We start from the raw sequence: 20,863 nt of genomic DNA, 5'->3' as shown, positions 1-20,863 counted from the left end.
CGGGCCTTGACCAGCACGTCACCGGCATCGAGATAGGCCAGAAGTTCCTCCGGTCCCCCGGCGTGCGGGATAGCGGCCCGAATGCGGCCCTCCAGCCATTCCCTGCTGGTCTGCTCCCAGCCGAGGCGTTCGGCCTTGTGCATCTCGGCCTGGGTGGGGCGACGGGCGGCAGTGCGGTCTCCCTTCTTCAACTGCCTTAGCCCGTAGTCCTTTTCGATCTGGCGGCACGCGTCTCCGACGCGGACGCCACTGTCGTGAAGTTTGGGTCGGCAGCCGTCTTCGCGGACGGTTGTGGCGAGGATGTGGATGTGGTCGTCCGCGTGACGTACGGCGATCCAGCGGCAGGCCAGGTCGTCACCGGGCGGGGCGATGCCGGCGGCTTCGACGATGCGCTGGGCGATCTCGCCCCACTCGGCGTCGGAGAGGTGGCGGTCCTCGGGTGCGGCGCGCACGGGACAGTGCCAGACATGGTCGGTGACCGTCCGGCCGAACTCGCTGTTCCGCAGATGCACGGGTTCGTCGAGGTGATGGCCGAGCTGGGTGAGGGTGGCGTTCTCGTCGCGGCCGGGGTCGGGCATGCCGAGCATCGCGAAGGCGGCGACGAGGTGCGGGTCGAGGTGTTCGTCCTGGCGGCCAGGTCCGTAGAGATAGGCGAGCAGGCCCCGGGTNNTCCAGCAGCTGCTGGAGTTCGGTCAGGTGCTGGCGGATGTCGGGTGGGGTGAGGTCGCTGTTGAGGGCACGGGCGATCTGGTTGACGTTCACGCCGATGCGGTTGAGCTGGCGCAGGACCTGGGCGCGGAACATGTGCGTGCGGCGACGGTCTTCAGACAACGGCAGGTTGGCGGTGAACCGATCAGTGAGAAAGGCCAGAACGATGTCTGCTGCGAACCCGGACTCCCCTTTGTATCCATGCTGTTCGGCGGTCTCCTGGAGGAGAGCGCGCTCTCCTCCAAGGAACCGCAGCGGACCGACACGTTGGTCACGCTTGTCGCCGGTGAACCGGCGGATCGTTGGCTGGAAGCTCTTCACAGCGGGCTCGCCGTCAGCGGTCTCAACGGCGTGGACAGGGCGCAGGATCTCTCGCTGGACAGCGTGGAGCGTGTCCAGGTCGAGGCCGCCCTCGGCCACGGCCTCCTGGTCCGGCGCCCCCTGGCGCTGGGCCGTCTCCGCCACCCCCGGGGCGGAGACTCCCGAAGACCGGCCATGAGTCGGACTCGGGGTACTACTGGCTCCGCCAGGAGCTACCCGTCCGAACGCCCGGCCCCAACGCTCCTTCAGCGTAAGAGATTCCGCGGGCGTCGACGGCTCGTCGGGGTCGTCTTGGCGGTGATGTGGGTCGTGCTGCATGGTCGGCTCTCCGGGCAGGGTGCGTCAGGTAGGAGGTGTGGCGTGCGGCGGTCCCACAGAGGGTGGGCGATCGCCGCCTTGTCCACCGGTGTGGATAAGCGGGGCAGTGGCCGACTGGGCGGGTGACCGGAAGGGTTCCGGGCACCCGCTGGGGTTCCAGCTAGCCGTCGGCCGGTCCGACATCGGCGTCGGCTTCGAACTCGGCTCGAAGGACCTCCATCACCTCAGTCAGCCGCTTGCTGCCGACCGTGAGCCCTTTGGCCGTAACGGCCTTTCGGACAACGGCTCGGGTGAGTCCGCCCTGCTCAGCGGCCGCGATCCGGCCGATCTCCACGAGGTCTTCGAGCGGGGCGCCGGGCGGGGGGCCACCGCGCCGTTTGCCTTCCGCAGCCTCGGCGGGCAATTGCGGGTGCTGGCCGGATACGGCGGCTGGCAGCTCCGCGACCTGGCCGGGCTCAACTCGTTGCCCGGCGGGCCCAACGCGCTCGACCGAAACCTCCGCGGGCTGGACGGATGTGGTGGCCGGGGGTTTCGGCCCCCGCGGGGAGCCTTGGTCCGAGCGCTCGCCAGGTTCCTCGACGAGCTGGTGGATCTGGCGCATCAGCACACCGAAGGCCACCATCGCGGCGGCAGGAGGTACCGCGGCGACCACATAGCCGAGGAGCGGTACCTCATGGCCGTTGTTCGTGCCGCTGACCCCGGCGACGTTCAGCGCGATCGAGCCGGCCGACCCGATGGCGGTCACGCCGATAGCCCATATGTCAGTGACGTGGCGCAGGCCCGCGCGGAGCATGAGCAATTCGCCCGCGAGGATGAAGGCGTCCAGGGTCGCCGGCCACGCCCAGCGGCGGGCCCGTGATCCTCCCAGCCCGTGCTGGCCGGCAACACCGGCAAGGTGGGCGTAGGAGAGCCAGAACGCTCCCGCGGTCAGGGCGATGATGACGATGCCGGCCGCACCGAGCGCGTACCGCTCGGCATCCTGCTTGGTCATCGTCCGCCACCATTCCCGCCGGCTGTCCGGCGGCTCATGGTGCGGAGGAGGAGAGACGGGAGGCGGAGACAAGGCAGTCAAGCGAGGTTCTCCTGGGTCTGGGAGGCGGGGCGCTTACGCGGCCCCCTCTCCAAGGAGGGGGCCGCGCGTAGGCGCTTGGACGCGTAGGCGCCGTACGGGCACGCGTAGGCGTTTGACCTGTGGTTTTGTGAGATTCGTACGCGGTGTGGGCGGTGCGTCGGCCGGTTCAGCGGTGTGGGGCGCCTACGCGAGCGCGTACGGGACCTGCGCGGGTCAGGAGACGGCTGTCATGTGGCGGGTGGTGGCCTTCCAGCGGGTGGCCTGGCCGCCCCCTGTGCCGCCGCCGGCCCCGGTCTCCTGGGCGGCGTGGCCGCTCTTGGTGAGGGTCTCCAGACGTCGCCGGGCCTTGGCGATGTCCGCCGGGCTGGGCTTGTCCTCGCCGGTCGTCCTCTGGGCGAGCTGGCGGGCGGTGAGACCGTGAGGGACCGCCTGCCTCAGCAGCGTGAGCGGGTTCAGGCTGGTGTCCACCTGTGAGAGTCCGCGTTCGTGGTCGTGGAGGACCGGGAACGGGCCGATCTCATCGTCGACGGTCTTGAGCTGGTGGAGCTGAACCACCGGGTCGCCTGCCGCGCCGCTGAGGAACAGGACACTTCCGGCTCCGGCTGTGAACCAGGCGGAGCCGTACACCTGGTCCAGGACGGGGCGTTGGGTCCGGGAGACGTCGGCGCCCTGCTTGCGCTGGTGGTGCAGTTCCAGCAGTTCGGCGCCGCCACGCAGGAGCTGCTGGCGAGCGTTGTTGTAGGCGAGGCCCGCCTCGTCGTCGGTGAGTTTGCCGACCACGTCTTTGAGGCTGTCGATCACCACGGTGTCCGCGCCATGCTCGGCGGCCAGCTCCGCGAGCAGCTGGGGCTCGGCGTTGAGCGAGGCGGGCAGCGGTCCTGACCAGAACACCAGGCGCTGTCGCAGGATGTCGCGGTCGGCTTTGTGCACGACGCGGTTGAAGGCGCGGGCGAGCTGGCTGGGACGGTCCGCTGCGATGTAGAGGACCTTCTTGCCCTCCTGTACGGGCATGTCCAGGACCATGCTGAGGAGACCGAGGCGGGCCAGGACGATCTGCTGGGCGATTGTGGACTTCCCCACTCCGGGTGGGCCGACCAGCATCAGACTCTCGCCCGATGCCCAGGCCGCCTTGCCCGGTGTGCCCCAGATAGGAGTCGTACATGTCGGGGCGTCGTTCACGAAGGACCAGCCGTCCGTGGCGTACTGGTGGAGCCGCCCACCCGAGCTGCGGCGGGCTCGCTCGGCGAGCTCGTTCAGCGACGCGGTCAGCAGGCCGTGGACCTCGCCGGGGTCTGCGCCGGGTGCACCAGCACCGTGCAGAACCTGGATCGCCGTGGCCTGTAGCACTCGGAGGTCGGCATGGTGACGCACGATCTCGGCGTAGTACTCGCCGGAACCCGCCACCGCGGCTGAGGCGAGGATGTGGAGGTACGGAGGGCCGCCGACGCGTGTCAGATCACCCGTTGACCGCAGCTGGTGGGTCAGCGCGATCACATCGGTCGGCGCTCCCCGTTTCCGCAGCTCAAGCAAGGTGTGCCAGATAGTTGCGTGCGCGGGTCGGAAGAAGTCGACGGGCTCCAGGATCTGGCGGACCACGTCGATGGCCGCACTCTGGAACATGCAGGCACCCAGTACCGCCTGCTCGGCTTCAGCGTCGTGGGGCGGCGGGGGCAGGTCGCGCCATCCAGGCGCCTGTGGGGCGCTGGTATGCGGGGATGCGGTTTCGGGGCGGGGCGTCGTACCCTGGGGCACAGAGCTTCCTCACTCGGTGCCGTACAAGGCTGGCAGGCCCTGGCACCGGGACAGATCGTTTATGGGCGGTCATCTGGGAGTCGCTACGGCCCTTCGGTGCTCCAACACCGGGGGCCGCTCCCATTTCTGCAGCCGGCTCTATGCGGCCTTCGCGTACGTCGTGACCGTCATCAGGTCAGCCAGCCGCGCAGCACTTTGCGGACTGATCGTCGTGGTGAAGCCCGCGCAGACACGCGCCAGGGCCTGCGCCCTGGCATCCTTTCGGGCGTCACGCGGGCTGGTCGAGGTCGTACGGGAGCCGGGCAGCACAGACATGGGCAGGTCCTTGCCGACGGTGCGGGGATGGCAGTCTCCGCACCGTCCGTCGATCGATGGGCGGTCGTTTCACACGCGACAGCCCAGGCGCTCCAACGCCCAAGCCACGCGCGACGCACACCCGTGGGCTGGCAGGCCCCGGAGGCGTAGATCAAGTGTCTGGAGAATCGCCGGTTTCGGTAACCGGCGATGTTCGGCTATGTTGCCCCCTCCTCCCCGCACCCTTGCCCTCTGGACAGGGGGCATCTCACCTGCGAGCGGGCAGCTCGATCCGCAGGCTCGCCACACACAAATTGCTGGTGCGCGACGTACGTTGGCATGCGATCGCGTCCAGGCCGAACCGGACTTCGGTGGTATAAGCCCTCGCTGCCGTCGTCGCCTCGTCCGCTACAGCGGGTTCTGCTCGATGCTGATCCGGTCCCAGTCCATGTAGCGGCCGGCCTTCTTCGGCTCGGCGATGACCACCCCGGAGAACAGGAACCGCAGCACTGCGTTGCGCCGCTCGTCCGTCATCGTCTCGGCCTTCCATGCGGCCTTGGCGCCCGCCCCCGTCAGGCCGTCGAGCAGCACCAACGGCCTTACTACGACCTTGCGTTGCGTCTTGCCGATGCGGTCGGTGAGCTCCTTGCGCATCTTGCGATACTCCGCCGTGGAGATCTCCTTGCCCGTCCACATTTCGTTCAGCTCGGCGAGTTGCTGTTGGTCGTCCTCCAGCGACTGTGTCGCTTCCTCGGACAGGCTGCTGCTGGCGAGCTGGCCATCCACCGTGAGCCTGCTGAGGAGCTCGATCGCGGCGTCGGTGACGAAGCCCTCCAGCGACTCCGCCCTGATCGACCGGACGCACTTCTTGTCGTCGTTCCGCCCCCGGCGGTTGCACTGGTAGGTCGGTCCCTTCTGCTTCGGCGTGCCGGACATCAGCGTCCCGCAGCGCCCGCACATCACCAGCCCCCGCAGCAGGTAGTAGCGCTGCGGGGGCTGGCTGAGCAGCTGCTGGTGGGCGGCGGAGCGGTACTCGCGACGCGCCCGGGTCTCCTCCCATATGCCCGCGTCGATGATGGCGGGCCAGGTACCGGGGCCGACTTCCTCGCCCTGGTGCATGCGAATGCCGGCCACATGCCGGGAATCCAGCAGGGCACGGATGGTCCCGCTGTTCCACGCCTTGCCTCCGGCGGTCTTGATCCCCCGGCTGTGGAGATCCTTCGCGATCGGTGACGCCCCCTCCCCCTTCAGGTAGCGGTCGAACACCTCGCGTACGACCTCCGCCTCCTCCACGACGATCGTCATCCCGTCAGGGGTGTACCCGAACCGCCGGACGCCGCCCTGCGGCTTGCCCTCCCTGGCCCGGTCCTGCATCGCCGACTTCAGCCGCCGCGAGCTGTCGTCGGACGACCGGCAGGCGTGCGCGACCTCGATGCGCAGGATGAACCGGTCGTCGGGGTCCGACAGGTCCCGCCGATTCGCCTCCCCATGCAGCGTGATCGCGTGGTCGTCGGAGACCTGCAGCAGTTCCTCCAGGTCTCGCGGCTGACGCATCAGCCGGTCCGGGTGATAGGCGATGATGTGCCGGAAGCCGCGCTCGCGCGCCTGGCTCAGCAGCTCGTCCCAGCCCGGTCGCTTCCGCCGCCGGCTCCACGCGGAGCGGCTGTTGTCGACGTAGACGTGAGCCTGGTTCACGACGAGCCCGCGGCGCTCGGCGATCTCGCGGCAGATCCGCTCCTGGCGGTCGACGCCCGTCTGGTCGTCGTCCTCCGCCTGGGAGATCCGGCAGTAGATCGCCGCAGGCTCGCCAGCCATGGTGCCGGAGGTGCCTGTGGTGTCCTTGTTGCGTCGCATACGAATGAGTGTATGAACAAGGGGTGGCCTGGGCGACGGCTTCCCCCGCCCTGATCACCGCGGTCCGCTCGGCGAAGCAGTTCCTCACATACGTCTCCGCGGGGCCCTTCCAGTACGCGGTCGCCGAGGCCCTGCGCCTCCCCGCCGCGTACTACGAGAACCTCCGCGCCGACCTGAGCGCCAAGCGCGACCTGCTGAGCGACGGCCTCGCGGCGGCCGGCTTCGAGGTCTACCGCCCGTCGGGCACCTACTTCGTCACCACCGACATCCGCCCGCTGGGAGCTGTGCTTTCCCAAGACGGCGACGGCTTCGCCTTCTGCCGCTCGCTCCCCGAGCGCATCGGCGTGGTCGCGATCCCCAACGCGGTCTTCTACGACCACCGCGACCAGGGCGCCCCCTTCGTACGGTTCGCCTTCTGCAAGCGGACCGAGGTGCTCCAGGATGCCGTGGACCGCCTCAAGGGACTTGCCTGACAGGGGATTTGCCCCCGGTGGGGCACCGCACCACCCGGACGGCCCGCCTCGGCTCGCGCGCTCCCCGGTCAGCACGGAAAGTCGGTCTGACCGACCCCGTACGCCGCCCGGAGGTTCCCCCTGTCCGCCGACCTTGCCATCGAGACCCGGCCGGCCTCCGTCACCACCCGCCGCCCCGCCCTGCTGCGCCGCGCGGCCCCCGCGCTCGGGCTGTTCGCCGCGGTGCGGCTGGCCGGGCTCGTGGTGCTCGCGCTCTGGTCCTGGCACCTGGGGCACAGTCCGCTGGCCGTCATCGGCGACAGCTGGGACTCGCGCTGGTACACCTCGATCGCCGCACACGGGTACGGCGCCCGCACCTTCCGCTGGCCCGGCGGCGACGTCCAGAGCGACCTGGCCTTCTTTCCGCTCTACCCGGCGCTGATCAAGGTCGTCACGACCGTCCTCCCGGTGACCGGCGGCGGCGCGGGGCTCCTCGTCTCCTGGGCCGGCGCCGCGGCCGCGGCCTGCGGGATCTACGCGGTGGGCGAGCGGCTGTACGGACGGCGGGCGGCGACCCTGCTCGTCCTGCTCTGGGGGCTGCTGCCGCACGCGGTCGTGCTGTCGATGGCGTACACGGAGCCGGTGCTCACCGCGTTCGCCGCCTGGTCGCTCTACGCGCTGCTCAGCCGGCACTGGCTCTGGGCGGGAAGCCTGGCGCTGCTCGCCGGACTCTCCCGGCCCAATGGCTACGCGGTCGCGGCCGCGGTGTGCGTGGCGGCGCTCTGTGAGGCCGTACGCGGCCGGGCGACCACCCGCGTCTGGGCGGCCGGGCTGCTCGCGCCGCTCGGCTGGGCCGGGTTCGTGCTGTGGGTCGGGGCCCGCAAGGGCGACCTGCTCGGCGGCTACTTCGCCGTGCAGGACAAATGGGGCTCCCGCTTCGACTTCGGCGCCGGCTGGCTGCGGCTCGGCCGCGACCTGCTGCTGCGCCCCGCCCCCGTGGTCCTCACGGTGAGCATGCTGATCGTCGCCGCCGCGGTGCTCCTGTACGTACTCCTCGCGCTGGAGCGCCCGCCGCTCCCCCTGCTGATCTACACCGGGGCGCTGCTGCTCGTCGCGGTCGGCGGCACCGGCTTCTTCGAGTCCAAGCCGCGCTTCCTGCTTCCCGCCTTCCCGCTGCTGATCCCGCTCGCGCTCGCCATGACGAAAGCCCGGCCGAAGACCGCGATCGTGGTGATCACGGCCCTCGCCGGGCTGTCGTTCGGCTTCGGCGCCTACCTGCTGACCAGCGCGCACATGCCTCTGTAGAACGCTGCGGTACTAGGCGTTGTTCTCGTCGCCGTCGATGTCGGGCTGCTCGGAGCCGGACTCCAGGTCCTGCTCCAGGCCGAGCTGCTCGACGAGCCACTTGTCGAACTCGATCGAGGCGCGCACCCAGCTCACCGTCGACGACACGAAGTGCTCAAGGCTCACGCCGGTGCCGATCAGCATCTGCGCCTCACCGATGAGACGGACGGAGCCGTCGTCGTGGGTGTGCGTGTACGCCTTCGGCCACAGGGTGCGGCGGTTCCAGTCGTCGATCAGTTCAAGGAGCTGCAGCTTCTCCTCGATCTTGTGCTCGCGGTCGTAGAACGTCCGGACCGAGAAGACCTGCTGGTCGTCCTCGCCGCGGAACATGAAGTACGTACGGAATTCCTCCCACGGCGCGGCGAGGTCACCCTCGTCGTCGACGACGTACTTCAGCTCCATCTGCTCGAGAAGCTGCTTGACCAGATCCTGGTCGGGGACGACGGGGCCCGCCGGTCCGGCCTGCGGATCGGGCTGGCCCCCGAAGTTCGGAATGGAGGACGGGTCGATGCTCATGTCTTGGATTGCCCTTCGTACGAGTCCCGCCAGTCTCCCCCATGCCGGGCGGGGGCTGGCAACCCCCGCCGGGCACTATCCGCTGCGGGCTTACTCGCGGCGCCGCGCCAGAGCCCCGGACCAGCCCCGCCCCCGCCTCTCCGGCCGGGGGTCCGGCCCGCGGCGCAGCCGCAATCGGGTACAGCGTCCCCCGGGAGACACAGCCCGCTGCGGGCTTACTCGCCGTCCGTGTCGCTCGTCTCCGCCCGGCCCACGATCAGGCCGTCCCCCACCCGGTCCACACGCACCGTGTCACCGTCCGTGACCTCGCCGGCCAGGATCTCCTTGGCCAGCCGGTCCCCGATCGCCGTCTGGATGAGGCGGCGCAGCGGGCGCGCTCCGTAGGCCGGGTCGTTGCCCTCGTCCGCCAGCCAGGCCAGCGCCTCGGGCGTGATGTCGAGCGTGAGCCGACGGTCCGCGAGCCTCTTCGCCAGGCGGCCGATCTGAAGGTCGGCGATGTGCGCCAGCTCGTCCCTGCTCAGGGCCGAGAAGACGACCAGATCGTCGAGCCGGTTGAGGAACTCCGGCTTGAAGGACGCCCGCACCATCTCCAGGACCTGCGCCTTCTTCTCCTCCGGCTTGGTCAGCGGGTCGACCAGGTACTGGCTGCCGAGGTTGGAGGTCAGGATGAGGATGGTGTTACGGAAGTCCACCGTCCTCCCCTGCCCGTCCGTGAGCCGCCCGTCGTCGAGGACCTGCAGCAGCACGTCGAAGACCTCCGGGTGGGCCTTCTCGACCTCGTCGAGGAGCACCACGCTGTACGGTCGCCGGCGCACGGCCTCCGTGAGCTGGCCGCCCTCCTCGTAGCCGATGTAGCCAGGGGGCGCACCGACGAGACGTGACACGGAGTGCTTCTCGCCGTACTCGCTCATGTCGATGCGGACCATCGCCCGCTCGTCGTCGAAGAGGAAGTCCGCGAGCGCCTTCGCCAGCTCGGTCTTGCCGACACCGGTCGGGCCGAGGAAGAGGAACGAGCCGGTGGGCCGGTCCGGGTCGGCGATCCCTGCGCGCGTACGCCGGACCGCGTCCGACACCGCCTGCACGGCCTGGCTCTGCCCGATGAGCCGCTTGCCGAGCTCCTGCTCCATGCGCAGGAGCTTCTGCGTCTCGCCCTCCAGGAGGCGTCCCGCCGGGATGCCGGTCCAGGAGCCGACCACGTCCGCGATGTCGTCGGGGCCGACCTCCTCCTTGACCATGGTGTCGGTCCGCGCCTCGGCCTCGGCCTCGGCGGCCTCCTCCAGCTCCCGCTCCAGACCGGGGATCTCCCCGTACAGCAGCTGGGAAGCGGTGTCGAAGTCTCCGTCGCGCTGGGCGCGCTCGGCCTGGCCGCGCAGGTCGTCGAGCTTCTCCTTCAGCTCACCGACCCGGTTGAGGCCCTGCTTCTCCTTCTCCCAGCGTGCGGTCAGACCGCGCAGCTCCTCCTCCTTGTCGGCGAGGTCGCGGCGGAGCTTGTCGAGCCGCTGCTTGGAGGCGGGGTCGGACTCGTTCTTGAGGGCGAGTTCCTCCATACGCAGCCGGTCGACGGAGCGCTGCAGCTCGTCGATCTCCAGCGGCGAGGAGTCGATCTCCATACGGAGCCGGGAGGCGGCCTCGTCGACGAGGTCGATGGCCTTGTCGGGGAGGAAGCGCGAGGTGATGTACCGGTCGGAGAGGGTGGCCGCCGCGACCAGCGCGGAGTCCGCGATCACCACCTTGTGGTGCGCCTCGTACCGCCCCTTGAGCCCGCGCAGGATCGCGATGGTGTCCTCGACGGACGGTTCGGCGACCAGCACCTGCTGGAAGCGCCGCTCCAGCGCCGGGTCCTTCTCGATGCGCTCGCGGTACTCGTCGAGCGTCGTCGCGCCGACCATCCGCAGCTCGCCGCGGGCCAGCATCGGCTTGAGCATGTTGCCCGCGTCCATGGCGGAGTCGCCGCCGGCGCCCGCGCCCACGACGGTGTGCAGCTCGTCGATGAAGGTGATGACCTGCCCGTCGCTCTCCTTGATCTCGGAGAGGACGGTCTTCAGCCGCTCCTCGAACTCGCCGCGGTACTTGGCGCCCGCGACCATCGCCCCCAGGTCGAGCGAGATGAGCTTCTTGTTCTTGAGCGACTCGGGTACGTCGCCCTTCACGATCCTCTGCGCGAGGCCTTCGACGACGGCCGTCTTGCCGACGCCGGGCTCACCGATGAGCACCGGATTGTTCTTGGTACGCCGGGACAGCACCTGGACCACCCGGCGGATCTCCTGGTCCCGCCCGATGACCGGGTCGAGCTTGCCCTCACGGGCCGCGGCGGTGAAGTCCGTACCGAACTTCTCCAGTGCCTTGTACTGGCTCTCGGGGTCGGGAGTGGTCACCCGGCGCCCTCCCCTGCTGGTCTCGAATGCTTCAAGGAGCTTCTTGGCACCGGCGCCCTGCCCGGAGAGCAGCTCACCGGCCCGGCCGCCCTTGGCGGCGATGCCGATGAGCAGGTGCTCGGTGGAGATGTAGTCGTCGCCGAGCTCCCTGGCGCGCTGTGCCGCGTCGTTGATGACGGCGAGCAGTTCACGGTTGGGCTGCGGTGGCGAGACCGTGGAGCCGGTCACGGTGGGCAGCTCGGACAGGATCCGCTCGGCTCCCGCGCGTACGGCGGCCTGGTCCGCCTCCACAGCGGCCAGCAGGTCGGTGATGTTCGCGCTCGCCTGTTGGCCTTGGCCCGCGAGAAGGGCCAGCAGCAGGTGTGCGGGGGTCAGATCCGGGTGTCCGTCGGACACGGCCCGGCCGGTGGCCGCGTTGATCGCATCCCGGCTCTTGTTCGTCAGCTCGGCTTCCACGTGTGCTCTCTCCTCCTAGCGGGCTCAGCTCTGTCTTTGACTGGAGCAACCTGTACAAAGTTGAGTCTATTCCACTCAAGGTGAGATGAGTACATTCGGCCCCATGACCAGCACCATGACCAGCACCACGACCAGCTTCTGGCGTGAGAACCACCTCTGCACCTTGACGACCCTCCGCTCCGACGGCACACCCCATGTGGTGCCGGTGGGCGTGACGTACGAACCGGAGGAGGGCGTGGCCCGGATCATCACCAACAAGGCGACACGGAAGATCGCCCACATCCTGGCGGCGGGTCCGGAGGGCGCACGGGTCGCACTCTGCCAGGTGGACCGGGCCCGCTGGGCGACACTGGAAGGGCTTGCACGCGTACGGACGGAGCCGGATGCCGTCGCCGACGCGGTGAGCCGCTACGCGGTGCGCTACGGCCGCACGCCGGCCCCGAACCCGGACCGGGTCCTGGTCGAGATCACGGTGGACCGGACCCTCGGCAACACATGACCCGCACGGGGACGTCACGCACGGGGACAGCACAGCGGCGCCACCGTGTTCAGGTCACGGTGGCGCCGCTGTGTGGGGGAAGCACCTGAGCGATCTACAACGACGGGGGAATCGCTTCAGGCGCTGCGGGGGGTGATGGCTTGTTTGGGACTCGGCTCGATCAGTTCGTGATCGCGCCGGTCAAGATTGACGAAAACCATGCCGTACCTGATGGCACAGCGCACGGGCTGTGGGGCGCCCCTGGGCTTGCGAAGACAGCGGTAGGCGCGGACGTCCTCGTCCTCTTCGCGTACGACGACGATCGGCTCCCCGAACAGGGTGACCATCAACGAGTCACCACGGTGGGGGATGGCCGTGGCAAGGTCGATGAAGTGCCATCCGGAGCGATAGGCCACGGCCATCTCGCGCTGGAAGACTCTGTCGTCCGGCGGGACTGTCATGCGTCTGCGGAGGTCGAAGTCGCAGGAGCAATGCCCCAGCCCAGGTCCGAAGGTCCCGCTGCCTGCACGCTGCCCCAGCCGAGGTCCGACGGGTCAGCCGCCTGCGCGAATCCCCAGCCGAGGTCCGGCGGGCCTGCCGCCTGCACGCTGCCCCAGCCGAGGTCAGGCGGGCCTGCTGCCTGCGAGCTCCCCCAGCCGAGGTCCGCGGTGGTCGCTGCCCCGAAAAGCACAGTTGCGGAGAAAGCAACCGCAAGCACCGAGCGAAGCAATTTCTTCTTCATAGCCGGCTTCGTCCTCACTTGATGGATTCCTCTCCCCCGCGTCTTAAGAGACGATGGCTCATTCAGGCACGTCAAGGCCACAGGAGCGATGCATCATGTTCCTGCACATTCATGTTCCTGGGGGGTGGAGAAATGCCAATGAACTACACAAACGAGACACATCCCCACCCCATCACCGCTTTGTGCGATGAGGGAGCACGGCTTTACGCCAGCGCCCTGAGCGTCGGACGGATCTCCCGCGGCGAAGTCGAGAGCACTCCCTGCCTGCTGGAGTTCGCACTGCTCCACCCCGACCCCGACGACGCCACATGGCTCCGGCCGGTCACTCCGGCCGCAGCGCTCACGCAGCGGCTCCATCCGATCGAACGTGAGATCCAGGACCGTAGACGACTCTCCGTCGAACTGACCGATGCTTTCGAGCCGTTCATGGCGATCAGCGCACAGAACCCGGCGCCGACCCACGCCATTACCGTTCTGGAAGGGTTTGACCGGATCAACGCGGCACTGGATCTCGCCACCGCCGAGTGCCACACCGAGGTGCTCACGATCCAGCCGGGGGGCGCCCGCAGCGAGCACGAGCTCACCCAGGCCCTGGAGCGGGGCAAGCCGCTGGTCGACCGCGGCGTGAGCATGCGGACCCTCTACCAGCACACCGTCAGGCACAGCCGCGGCACGCTCACCTATGTGGACCGGATAGCCGACGGCAAGGTGGAGATACGCACCCTGGAGGAGCTCATCGAGCGCCTCATGATCTTCGACCACACGGTGGCGTTCATCCCCGCCACGGACGACCGCCAGGTCGCGCTGGAACTCCGCCACCCGGGCATGGTCGAGTACCTGGTCAAGGTCTTCGAGCAGTTCTGGCGGCGCGCGGTCCCGCTGCAGGAGCAGATCCCGTACGACCCGACCCCCGAGGGGATCTCCGGCGTACGGCGCTCCATCGCCCAGCTCCTCGTGGAGGGCTATGTCGACGAGGCCATCGCCCGCAGGCTCGGCATGAACGTACGGACCTGCCGCTCGCACGTCGCCAAGCTCTCCGCCGCACTGGGCGCCAACAGCCGCGCCCAACTCGGCTATCTGATCGCCCAGTCGGGGATTCTGGGGCCGAGCGGCCGCTGACAGGCCGAGCGGCCGCTGACAGAAGGACGCCCGGAAGGACTGCCCGAAGGGCTGACAGAAGGACTGCGCGGGCGAGAACCGCAGAGCAGACGGCTTTGTGATGGATCCGTGATCGTCTTCACGCTCCCCTCACACCTGCCGCCGCCATACGCTCCGGTATCCCCCCTCTCTCATTCCTCCTCTCATTCCTCTCACCAGAGCGGGCTCACCCTTCATGCCTCAGCGTCTTAGCGCTGCCCTGCTGACCGCGACAGCGCTCGCAGCGGGCCTCGCCCTGCCTGCCACCGCCCAAGCCGCCACCACCGTGAACTGCGCGGCAGGCGGGTGGAAGGCGACGTACTACGCGAACACCTCCTTCAGCGGTACGCCGAAGAGGACCGTCTGCGACTCGTCCATCAGCGAGAACTACGGGACCGGCGACCCGGCCGGAGTCACCCTCCCCAAGGACAACTTCACCGTCCGCTGGGCCACCACCCGCAACTTCGGCTCCGGCGGCCCCTTCGCCCTCACCACCGAAGTGCGCGACGGCATACGGGTCTACCTCGACGGCGTACGCAAGATGGACGTGTGGAAGAACGTCTCCACCACACAGAAGAAGACCGTCAACCTGACCGTCCCCAAGGGCACCCACACCCTCCGCGTCGACTTCGTCGCCTGGACGGGCTCCGCGAACGTCAAATTCGCCTACGCACCCCGCACTTCGGCGACCGTCGACAAGACCGCACCCCTGACCCCCACCGGCGCCAAGGCCGTCCTCGACAACGCCACCGCGCAGGCCAGGGTCTCGTGGGCCGCCAACAAGGAGATGGACCTCGCCGGTTACCGCGTCTACCGGCGCCTCAAGGGCTCCACCGCCTTCACCAGGGTCGCCCAGACCACCGGCACCTCCTTCGCCCAGGTCCCGTCCATGCCGGGCAGCACCTACTACTACGAGGTCCGCGCCTACGACAAGGCCGGCCGCGAATCCACCGGCACCGCGGACCTGCCCATCACCACGTACGCGGTCACCAGCCCCACCGGCCTCACCGCCAAGGGCACGGACGCCGGCATCGCGCTGGCCTGGAAGCCCGTGCCCGGGGCTGTCATGTACGACATCGTGCGCCTCGACGACCACGGCGAAAACGCCTACTTCTCCACCAAGAGCACCGGGTCCTACACCGACACCAAAGTCGCACGGTCGGTGAAGTGGTCGTACCGGGTCTCGTCCAGGGACGGGGCCGGCCGTTTCTCGCAGTACGACGCACACAGCGTCGAGGCCCGCCGTCTCGTCGCCGCGCCCCGGAACGTCACCGCCGTGCCCGCGACGGGCAAGGTCGTCCTGAACTGGGCGACCGACGCTGCCACCGGAGGCGACTACTTCGCCTTCCACGTCTACCGGTCGACGACGCTCCCCGTGGACACGACGGCCGAGCCCGTGAAGTGCGCGTACTCCCGCGAGCCGTCCGTCTGCACCGACACCTCGGCGGCCATGAACACCACGTACCACTACGTGGTGAAGGGGTACGACGACACCGGCGACGAGTCACTCGCCTCCGCCCCCGTGACCGTCACCACGCTCGGCGAGGACCGCACCCCGCCCGCACCGGTCGCCGGGCTGCGGGCCGAGGCGACCGAGTACGGCATCGTCCTGCACTGGAACGCCAACACCGAGGCGGATCTCAAGCGTTACGAGATCTACCGCGGCGAGGTGATCGGCGATCCCGGCGAGCAGGTCTGCTCCGCCGGCCAGTACGACTTCCTCTCCCCGGCCACCACGTCGTACCTCGACGACAGGCTGCCGGACGGTGAAGAGGTCTGCTACTTCGTCGACGCGATCGACCAGTCCGGCAACTCCAGCTTCAAGTGGACCGGCGACGCGAACGTCGCGGTCGTCACCGAGCTGGACCTCACCCCGTCCGTCGCCACTCCCGAGGGCTCCCCGGTCACGGCGAGCGCGATGAGCGACGAGGGCGGCACCGCGATCCGCCTCGACTGGCAGCCGGTCCAGGACGCGACCGGATACCGCGTCTACCGCTGGAACCCGACGACGCTCACGTACGAGAAGCTGACCGCCGACCCGTTCACGGACACCACGTACATGGACACCGCCGCCGGCTCCGGGACCACCCACTTCTACTGGGTGAGCGCCGTGTACGCGGACGGCAGGGAGTCCGCGCCCGGCGCGGCCTGGGAGATCCTCCCGCCCAAGGCCTGACCGCTCATCGGCTCATCGGCCGCCGCGCGGCGGGACCGCCAGTCCCGTCTCGTACGCGATGATCACAAGCTGGACGCGGTCGCGCGCGTCCAGCTTCGTGAACAGTCTGGCCACATGCGACTTCGTCGTGGCGACGGTGATGTGCAGGCGGTCGCCGATCTCCGAGTTCGACAGACCCCGGCCGACCAGTGCGAGCACCTCGCGTTCGCGCTCGGTGATGGCGTTCAACTCCCGTCCGGGCGGGGCCGGTTCGGGGCGGGACGCGAATTCGCCGATCAGGCGGCGGGTGACGCTCGGCGCGATCAGGGCGTCGCCCGCGGCGACCACCCGGACCGCGCCGATGATCTCTTCCAGGGCCATGTCCTTCACCAGGAAGCCGGAGGCGCCCGCGCGCAGGGCGGCGTAGACGTACTCGTCGTCGTCGAAGGTCGTGAGGACCAGGACGTGCGGGGTCGCGCCGGCGGCAGTGATCAGGCGGGTGGCCTCGATGCCGTCCATGCCGGGCATACGGATGTCCATCATGACGACGTCGGGGGCGACGGACGCGGCCAGTTCGACCGCCTCGGCGCCCGTGCCCGCCTCGCCGACCACCTCGATCCCCGGGGTGTCGTTGATGAGCACGCGGAGCCCCGAGCGGACCAGGGGCTGGTCGTCGGCGAGGACGATACGGATCGCCGTCATCGGCCGACCTCGATCCCGGCGGGCACCGGCAGCCGTACAGCCACCCGGAACCCGCCCTCCGGACGCGGGCCCGCCGTGAACTCGCCGTCCAGCAGGGCCACTCGCTCCCTCATCCCGATGAGCCCGAAGCCGGTGGTGGACACCAGGCCGCCCTTGCCTTCGTCGACGACGGACAGGGCGAGCTCCGCGGGATCGCGTGCGTCGACCGTCACCCTGCACTCCCGGGTGCCCGCGTGCCGTACGACATTGGTGAGCGCCTCCTGGACGATCCGGAACGCGGCCAGATCGATGTCGGCGGCCAGTTCGCGCCGCTCGCCGAGCCACTCGACGTCGGCGCGCACCCCCGCGTCCCGGGTGGACGCGATCAGCCGGTCGAGGTCGGCGAGCCCGGGGGTGGGATCGAGGGGTACGGATTCGCCACCGCCGTCGCCCGCACCCCTGTCGGTACGGCGCAGCGCGCCCAGCGTGCGACGCAGCCCGGCGAGGGTCTCCCTGCTGGTGGCCTCGATGGTGGTGAGCGCGTTGCGGGCCTCGGCGGGCTGGGTGTCGATGACCCGGCTGCCCACGCCCGCCTGAATGGCGATGACCCCGATGCTGTGGGCGATCATGTCGTGCAACTCCCTTGCTATACGCAGCCGTTCGGCCGTGACGGCCTGCTCAGAGGCCCGCGCGGCCAGCTCCGCCGTATGCTCCCGGCGCTCACGGACCGAGTAGCCGAGCAGCCAGGCGGCGAGGAGCGCGAGCGCCGGGATCGCGGCGGAGCTCAGGGGAGAGCTGTCCCGAGAGGTGTTGAAGAGCTGCACGAGGAAGGTGAGGACGACGGCCACGATCCCGGTGCGACGCGACCGGGTCGCCACGATGTACGCGACGGCGGCGTCGTCCACAAACAGCAGCAGATATGTGACCGCCCAGACGGAATGCGACGCCCCCGCGCCGGCCGACCCGAGGAGCAGCAGCACCAGAGCCACCAGCGGCCTGCGCCGCAGCAGCCCGACGCACAGGACCGTGAGGGCGCCCGCGAGGACGACCACCGAGCCGTCGGAGCGGAATGTCGGTCCGACCGGCACCGCAGCGATCATGAGCGGCGGATAGAGCAGCGCCCCGCACCACGCCAGTACGGTCCGAACCCGTCCCTGTTGCTCTCGCGTCATCGCCATGGGCCGAGCGTAACCATCTGACCTGCGGCGGGACATTGGCCTGAGGACGTAAGCCCACGGGCTGATCCCGGGCGCCCGTACGGTGGAGTCGACGATGCCCGCACCACGGACGAGATGACCACGACGGCATGAGCGAGCGCTACACCGGACGCCACACGGGCAGCAGACCGAGCGCGCTCCGGGATCGGGCGACCCCCGGCCCGGCGAAGGACCGCCGTACGCTCAAGAGGACCGCGCTCTGGGCGACGATGACGGCCTGCGTCGCGTTCGTCCTCTGGGCCGGATGGGCAGCCGTAGTGGGCTGGACCGCACTCGACGACCCGCCCCCGAACGAGGACCACCTCTGCTCGGGTCAGTCCCGTACCTGCGAGCAGCCCGTTTCCGTCCGTACGCAGCACTGACGGATCCCGACGAAGGAATGTGACAGGTGGACGAGAAGAATCTTCTGGCCGAGCGCTTCGAGGAGAACCGCACCCATCTCAGGGCGGTCGCCTACCGCATGCTCGGCTCGATCGCCGAGGCTGAAGACGCGGTCCAGGAGTCCTGGTTCAGGGCCGACCGTACGGACCTCTCCTCGGTGCAGAACCTCCCCGGCTGGCTGACGACGGTCGTGGGCCGGGTCTGCCTGGACATGCTCCGTACCCGCAAGGCCCTCCGTGAGGACCTCCTGGACACGCACGTCCCCGACCCCGTGGTCAGCCGTCTCGACGCCCCGGCGGTCGACCCCGAGCAGGAGGTGCTCCAGGCGGACGCGGTCGGACTGGCGCTGCTCGTCGTCCTGGAGACCCTTCCCCCCGCCGAACGTCTCGCCTTCGTACTCCACGACATGTTCGCCGTCCCCTTCGACGACATCGCCCCGATCGTGGACCGCACCCCTGCCACCACCCGCCAGCTCGCCAGCCGCGCCCGTCACAAGGTGGAGGGCTCGGCCCCGTCCCCCGACCCGGACCAGACGCGTCAGCGCGAGGTGGTCGAGGCGTTCATGGCGGCGGCACGCGGCGGCGACTTCGAGGCGCTGGTCTCGGTCCTGGACCCGGACATCGTCTTCCGCGTGGACGCGGGCTCCGACCCGGACGCGCTGTCGAAGCTGGTACGGGGAGCGACAACCGTGGCGAGCGGCGCCATCACCTTCTCGCGGCACGCACCGCATGCACGCCTGGTCCTCATCAACGGCGCGGTGGGCCTGTTCACGGCCGTCGACGGACGCCCCGTCTCCGTCATGTCGTTCACGGTGGCGGACGGCAGGGTCGCCGAGATCAACCTCATCTCGGACCCGGACCGCCTGCCCGCGATCACCGCCTCGCTCCACCTCACCGACTGACGCCCCCGCCCGCCCTGTTCCACCACCTCAAGTCCCAGCCGAGCTGAACCCCCAGGGGTACGCACTGATCAACTTCAGGGTGGCGTCAGGGTCTTCACCCGATACCCCGACCCCTGGCGCCGCCCTAGCGTCATGTCCATGCAAATACCCCGCTCCGCCTTCGTCGCCGCCCCGGTCCTGATGGGCGCCTACGGCATCATCCGCATCCTCGACGGACTGGACGGCAGCCACGGCCCCGGCCTCGCCTGGACCACCGGCCACCTCTGCTTCCTCGGGGCGCTGGCGTTCTTCGTCCGTGGCTTCGCTGAGATGCGCGCCATCGCCGGCCGGGGCCGACTGGCCGCCGTCGGATTCTGGGCCGGGACCGCCGGAGTCGTGGCGGTGGGCGGGCAGTTCGTGATCGACATCGTGGTGGGCTTCATGTCGGCCGACCGGGGTGCGATGGAGGACCTCTTCACGAAGATCCAGGGGGTTCCGGGCATCGAGCCCGCCTTCTACAGCTTCGGCCCGATGCTGTTCTTCGTCGGCCAGCTCATCCTGGTCGTCCAACTGGCCACCCGCCGCACGCTGAAGCCGTGGGCCCCGGTCCTCGTACTGATCGACACCACTCTGCCCTTCGCGGACAAGGACCTCATCCCCCTGGGCGCGGTGCTCCTGCTGATCTCCTTCGCCCCGCTCTACCGACGGGCCGCCCCGCAGGCAGCGCTCAGTCCTCGCCTCTACGCCGCCGTTCAGGCCGCGCCGTGCGACGGCGATGGGGCATGAGTTCGCTCTCGCCGCCCGCCTCGCTCGCGCCGACTATGGGCAGCGGGTGCGATCCGATGTCCTCCTGAGGCTGCGGCGGGAAGCGCAGGAGGCGCCCCTCGGGCGGCGGCAGCGAGTCCTCACCGTCCGGGTGGCCCATGGGGGAACGCCGCTCGGGGTCGGCCGCGCGGGCGTGCTCGCTCCAGCCGGCGCGGTACCAGCTCAACTGCTGTTCCTGGAGGGTCGATTCAGTGAGGATGCGCACGCCGTCCGGGCCCGCCTCCTGGACCTTGCGCCCCAGTTCGATCAGCAGGTCCCCCACCAGCTGAGCGAGCCGTTCCGGGTCGCCGCCCCCCTCGTTCGCCATCCCCACCCACTCCTCAAAGCACCCCCATGACGTGCGCAGCCGCTTATCCGGCCTCCGGCAGGAACTGCTTCGCAACCTTCACGAATGTCTCCTGCAACTCAGCAGGCACGCCCATTCTCCGTGCGGCCTCTTCCGGAGTAAGACGCCGGGGCTCCTCCCCCTCTTCCCTTCGGCCTCCCCCGGCAATCGGGAGATCGGACTCCGAGAGCCGTCCGGACCTGATCAGCATGTCCCGGAGCGGCACCCCAAGTACCGCTGCCAGCCGCCGCATCGTCTCCAGGTCCGGCATGCTCTGCCGCTGCAGCAGCCGGCTCACGGCGGCCCTGTGCACCCCTGCGTCGTCGGCCAGCTTCGACTTCCCGCCCCCGCGCGGGCTGTCGATGTCGTACTGCCGCAGTCGCATCAGGCTCTCTATCCAGTCGGCGAACCCCTCGAGCTCCATCGATCGATTTCGGACATCGTCCCCTCGGACGCTCTGGTCGTTGCGAGCGCTGGCCCGCGCGCTGGAACCCATATGACCGCTCTCCCCTCGTCGCGGGGACATCGTATCGATCGTGCACGCACGTAACGAAGTGCGCGCTCGCGCGCAGCAGTGAAG

19 protein-coding genes and 2 pseudogenes are annotated in these 20,863 nt (G+C 69.5%); 8 read left to right on the top strand and 13 right to left on the bottom strand.

Annotated elements, in window-relative coordinates; all coding sequences use genetic code 11:
* From J0695_RS16500 to J0695_RS16475, 6 genes and pseudogenes are all read right to left on the bottom strand, one after another.
* Window positions 1-578, bottom strand: a 578-nt coding sequence (locus J0695_RS16500) for a relaxase/mobilization nuclease domain-containing protein (protein WP_242552745.1), incomplete at its 3' end; no start/stop codon positions are given.
* 94 nt (window positions 579-672) lie between these two features.
* A pseudogene (locus tag J0695_RS43915) lies at window positions 673-1,173 on the bottom strand (MobC family plasmid mobilization relaxosome protein); the annotation flags it as partial.
* 334 nt (window positions 1,174-1,507) lie between these two features.
* Window positions 1,508-2,338, bottom strand: a complete 831-nt coding sequence (locus J0695_RS16490) for a DUF2637 domain-containing protein (RefSeq protein WP_206962806.1) — start codon at window positions 2,336-2,338, stop codon at window positions 1,508-1,510.
* 294 nt (window positions 2,339-2,632) lie between these two features.
* Window positions 2,633-4,171: a DnaB-like helicase N-terminal domain-containing protein gene (locus J0695_RS16485; RefSeq protein ID WP_372445783.1), complete on the bottom strand. Its 1,539-nt coding sequence runs from the start codon at window positions 4,169-4,171 to the stop codon at window positions 2,633-2,635.
* Between the two features lie 138 nt (window positions 4,172-4,309).
* Complete coding sequence (locus J0695_RS16480) at window positions 4,310-4,486, bottom strand: hypothetical protein (RefSeq protein ID WP_206962804.1); 177 nt, start codon at window positions 4,484-4,486, stop codon at window positions 4,310-4,312.
* A gap of 387 nt (window positions 4,487-4,873) precedes the next feature.
* On the bottom strand, window positions 4,874-6,319 hold the full coding sequence (locus tag J0695_RS16475) for a recombinase family protein (RefSeq protein WP_206962803.1): 1,446 nt from the start codon (window positions 6,317-6,319) through the stop codon (window positions 4,874-4,876).
* A gap of 23 nt (window positions 6,320-6,342) precedes the next feature.
* Between J0695_RS16475 and J0695_RS16470 the strand changes: the two are divergent.
* A pseudogene (locus J0695_RS16470) lies at window positions 6,343-6,792 on the top strand (aminotransferase class I/II-fold pyridoxal phosphate-dependent enzyme); the annotation flags it as partial.
* Window positions 6,793-6,930: 138 nt separating this feature from the next.
* Window positions 6,931-8,076 carry a putative hexosyltransferase gene (locus J0695_RS16465; RefSeq protein WP_372445784.1) on the top strand — a complete coding sequence of 382 codons (1,146 nt, stop codon included), beginning with the start codon at window positions 6,931-6,933 and terminating at the stop codon, window positions 8,074-8,076.
* Between the two features lie 12 nt (window positions 8,077-8,088).
* Here J0695_RS16465 and J0695_RS16460 read toward each other — a convergent pair whose 3' ends face one another.
* Window positions 8,089-8,631 (bottom strand): type III secretion system chaperone family protein, encoded by a 543-nt coding sequence (locus tag J0695_RS16460; RefSeq protein ID WP_206962802.1) that lies wholly within the window; start codon window positions 8,629-8,631, stop codon window positions 8,089-8,091.
* Window positions 8,632-8,846: 215 nt separating this feature from the next.
* The gene (gene clpB, locus J0695_RS16455) at window positions 8,847-11,462 is read right to left on the bottom strand and encodes an ATP-dependent chaperone ClpB (RefSeq protein ID WP_206962801.1); all 2,616 of its coding nucleotides are present in this window, start codon (window positions 11,460-11,462) and stop codon (window positions 8,847-8,849) included.
* A 103-nt stretch (window positions 11,463-11,565) separates the two neighbouring features.
* On the opposite strand from clpB, the gene J0695_RS16450 reads away from it, so the two are divergent.
* Complete coding sequence (locus J0695_RS16450) at window positions 11,566-11,961, top strand: pyridoxamine 5'-phosphate oxidase family protein (RefSeq protein ID WP_206962800.1); 396 nt, start codon at window positions 11,566-11,568, stop codon at window positions 11,959-11,961.
* A 116-nt stretch (window positions 11,962-12,077) separates the two neighbouring features.
* On the opposite strand, the gene J0695_RS16445 is transcribed toward J0695_RS16450, so the two are convergent.
* Window positions 12,078-12,401: a Rieske (2Fe-2S) protein gene (locus J0695_RS16445; protein ID WP_206962799.1), complete on the bottom strand. Its 324-nt coding sequence runs from the start codon at window positions 12,399-12,401 to the stop codon at window positions 12,078-12,080.
* Between the two features lie 419 nt (window positions 12,402-12,820).
* Here J0695_RS16445 and J0695_RS16440 point away from each other — a divergent pair, with 419 nt between their 5' ends.
* Both J0695_RS16440 and J0695_RS16435 read left to right on the top strand, forming a co-directional pair.
* Window positions 12,821-13,801, top strand: coding sequence for a helix-turn-helix transcriptional regulator (locus J0695_RS16440; protein WP_372445782.1), 981 nt, complete (start codon window positions 12,821-12,823; stop codon window positions 13,799-13,801).
* 214 nt (window positions 13,802-14,015) lie between these two features.
* A complete protein-coding gene (locus J0695_RS16435; protein WP_206962797.1) occupies window positions 14,016-15,995 on the top strand; it encodes a PA14 domain-containing protein in 1,980 nt (659 codons plus the stop codon).
* A 12-nt stretch (window positions 15,996-16,007) separates the two neighbouring features.
* Here the strand turns inward: J0695_RS16435 and J0695_RS16430 are convergent, their stop codons facing one another.
* A complete protein-coding gene (locus J0695_RS16430) occupies window positions 16,008-16,676 on the bottom strand; it encodes a response regulator (RefSeq protein ID WP_206962796.1) in 669 nt (222 codons plus the stop codon).
* Window positions 16,673-17,833, bottom strand: a complete 1,161-nt coding sequence (locus tag J0695_RS16425; RefSeq protein ID WP_242552743.1) for a sensor histidine kinase — start codon at window positions 17,831-17,833, stop codon at window positions 16,673-16,675. The genes J0695_RS16430 and J0695_RS16425 overlap by 4 nt, the downstream gene beginning before the upstream one ends.
* 128 nt (window positions 17,834-17,961) lie before the next feature.
* Between J0695_RS16425 and J0695_RS16420 the strand changes: the two genes are divergently transcribed.
* The 3 genes from J0695_RS16420 (at window position 17,962) to J0695_RS16410 (ending at window position 19,919) form a co-directional block, all read left to right on the top strand.
* Entirely contained in the window at window positions 17,962-18,234 is a 273-nt protein-coding gene (locus tag J0695_RS16420) for a hypothetical protein (protein ID WP_206962795.1), read from the top strand.
* A gap of 26 nt (window positions 18,235-18,260) precedes the next feature.
* Window positions 18,261-19,154 carry an RNA polymerase sigma factor SigJ gene (gene sigJ / locus J0695_RS16415; protein ID WP_206962794.1) on the top strand — a complete coding sequence of 298 codons (894 nt, stop codon included), beginning with the start codon at window positions 18,261-18,263 and terminating at the stop codon, window positions 19,152-19,154.
* Between the two features lie 138 nt (window positions 19,155-19,292).
* On the top strand, window positions 19,293-19,919 hold the full coding sequence (locus tag J0695_RS16410) for a hypothetical protein (RefSeq protein WP_206962793.1): 627 nt from the start codon (window positions 19,293-19,295) through the stop codon (window positions 19,917-19,919).
* Here the strand turns inward: J0695_RS16410 and J0695_RS16405 are convergent.
* The gene (locus J0695_RS16405; protein ID WP_206962792.1) at window positions 19,861-20,265 is read right to left on the bottom strand and encodes a hypothetical protein; all 405 of its coding nucleotides are present in this window, start codon (window positions 20,263-20,265) and stop codon (window positions 19,861-19,863) included. The genes J0695_RS16410 and J0695_RS16405 overlap by 59 nt on opposite strands.
* 43 nt (window positions 20,266-20,308) lie before the next feature.
* Window positions 20,309-20,707, bottom strand: a complete 399-nt coding sequence (locus J0695_RS16400) for a helix-turn-helix domain-containing protein (RefSeq protein WP_206962811.1) — start codon at window positions 20,705-20,707, stop codon at window positions 20,309-20,311.
* Window positions 20,708-20,863: the final 156 nt, after the last annotated feature.

The sequence above is a fragment of the Streptomyces beijiangensis genome, assembly GCF_017315755.1.
Taxonomy (GTDB): Bacteria; Actinomycetota; Actinomycetes; order Streptomycetales; family Streptomycetaceae; genus Streptomyces; species Streptomyces beijiangensis.
Note: the sequence above shows the minus strand (reverse complement) of the source record. Positions and strands in the feature narration are given on the sequence as shown.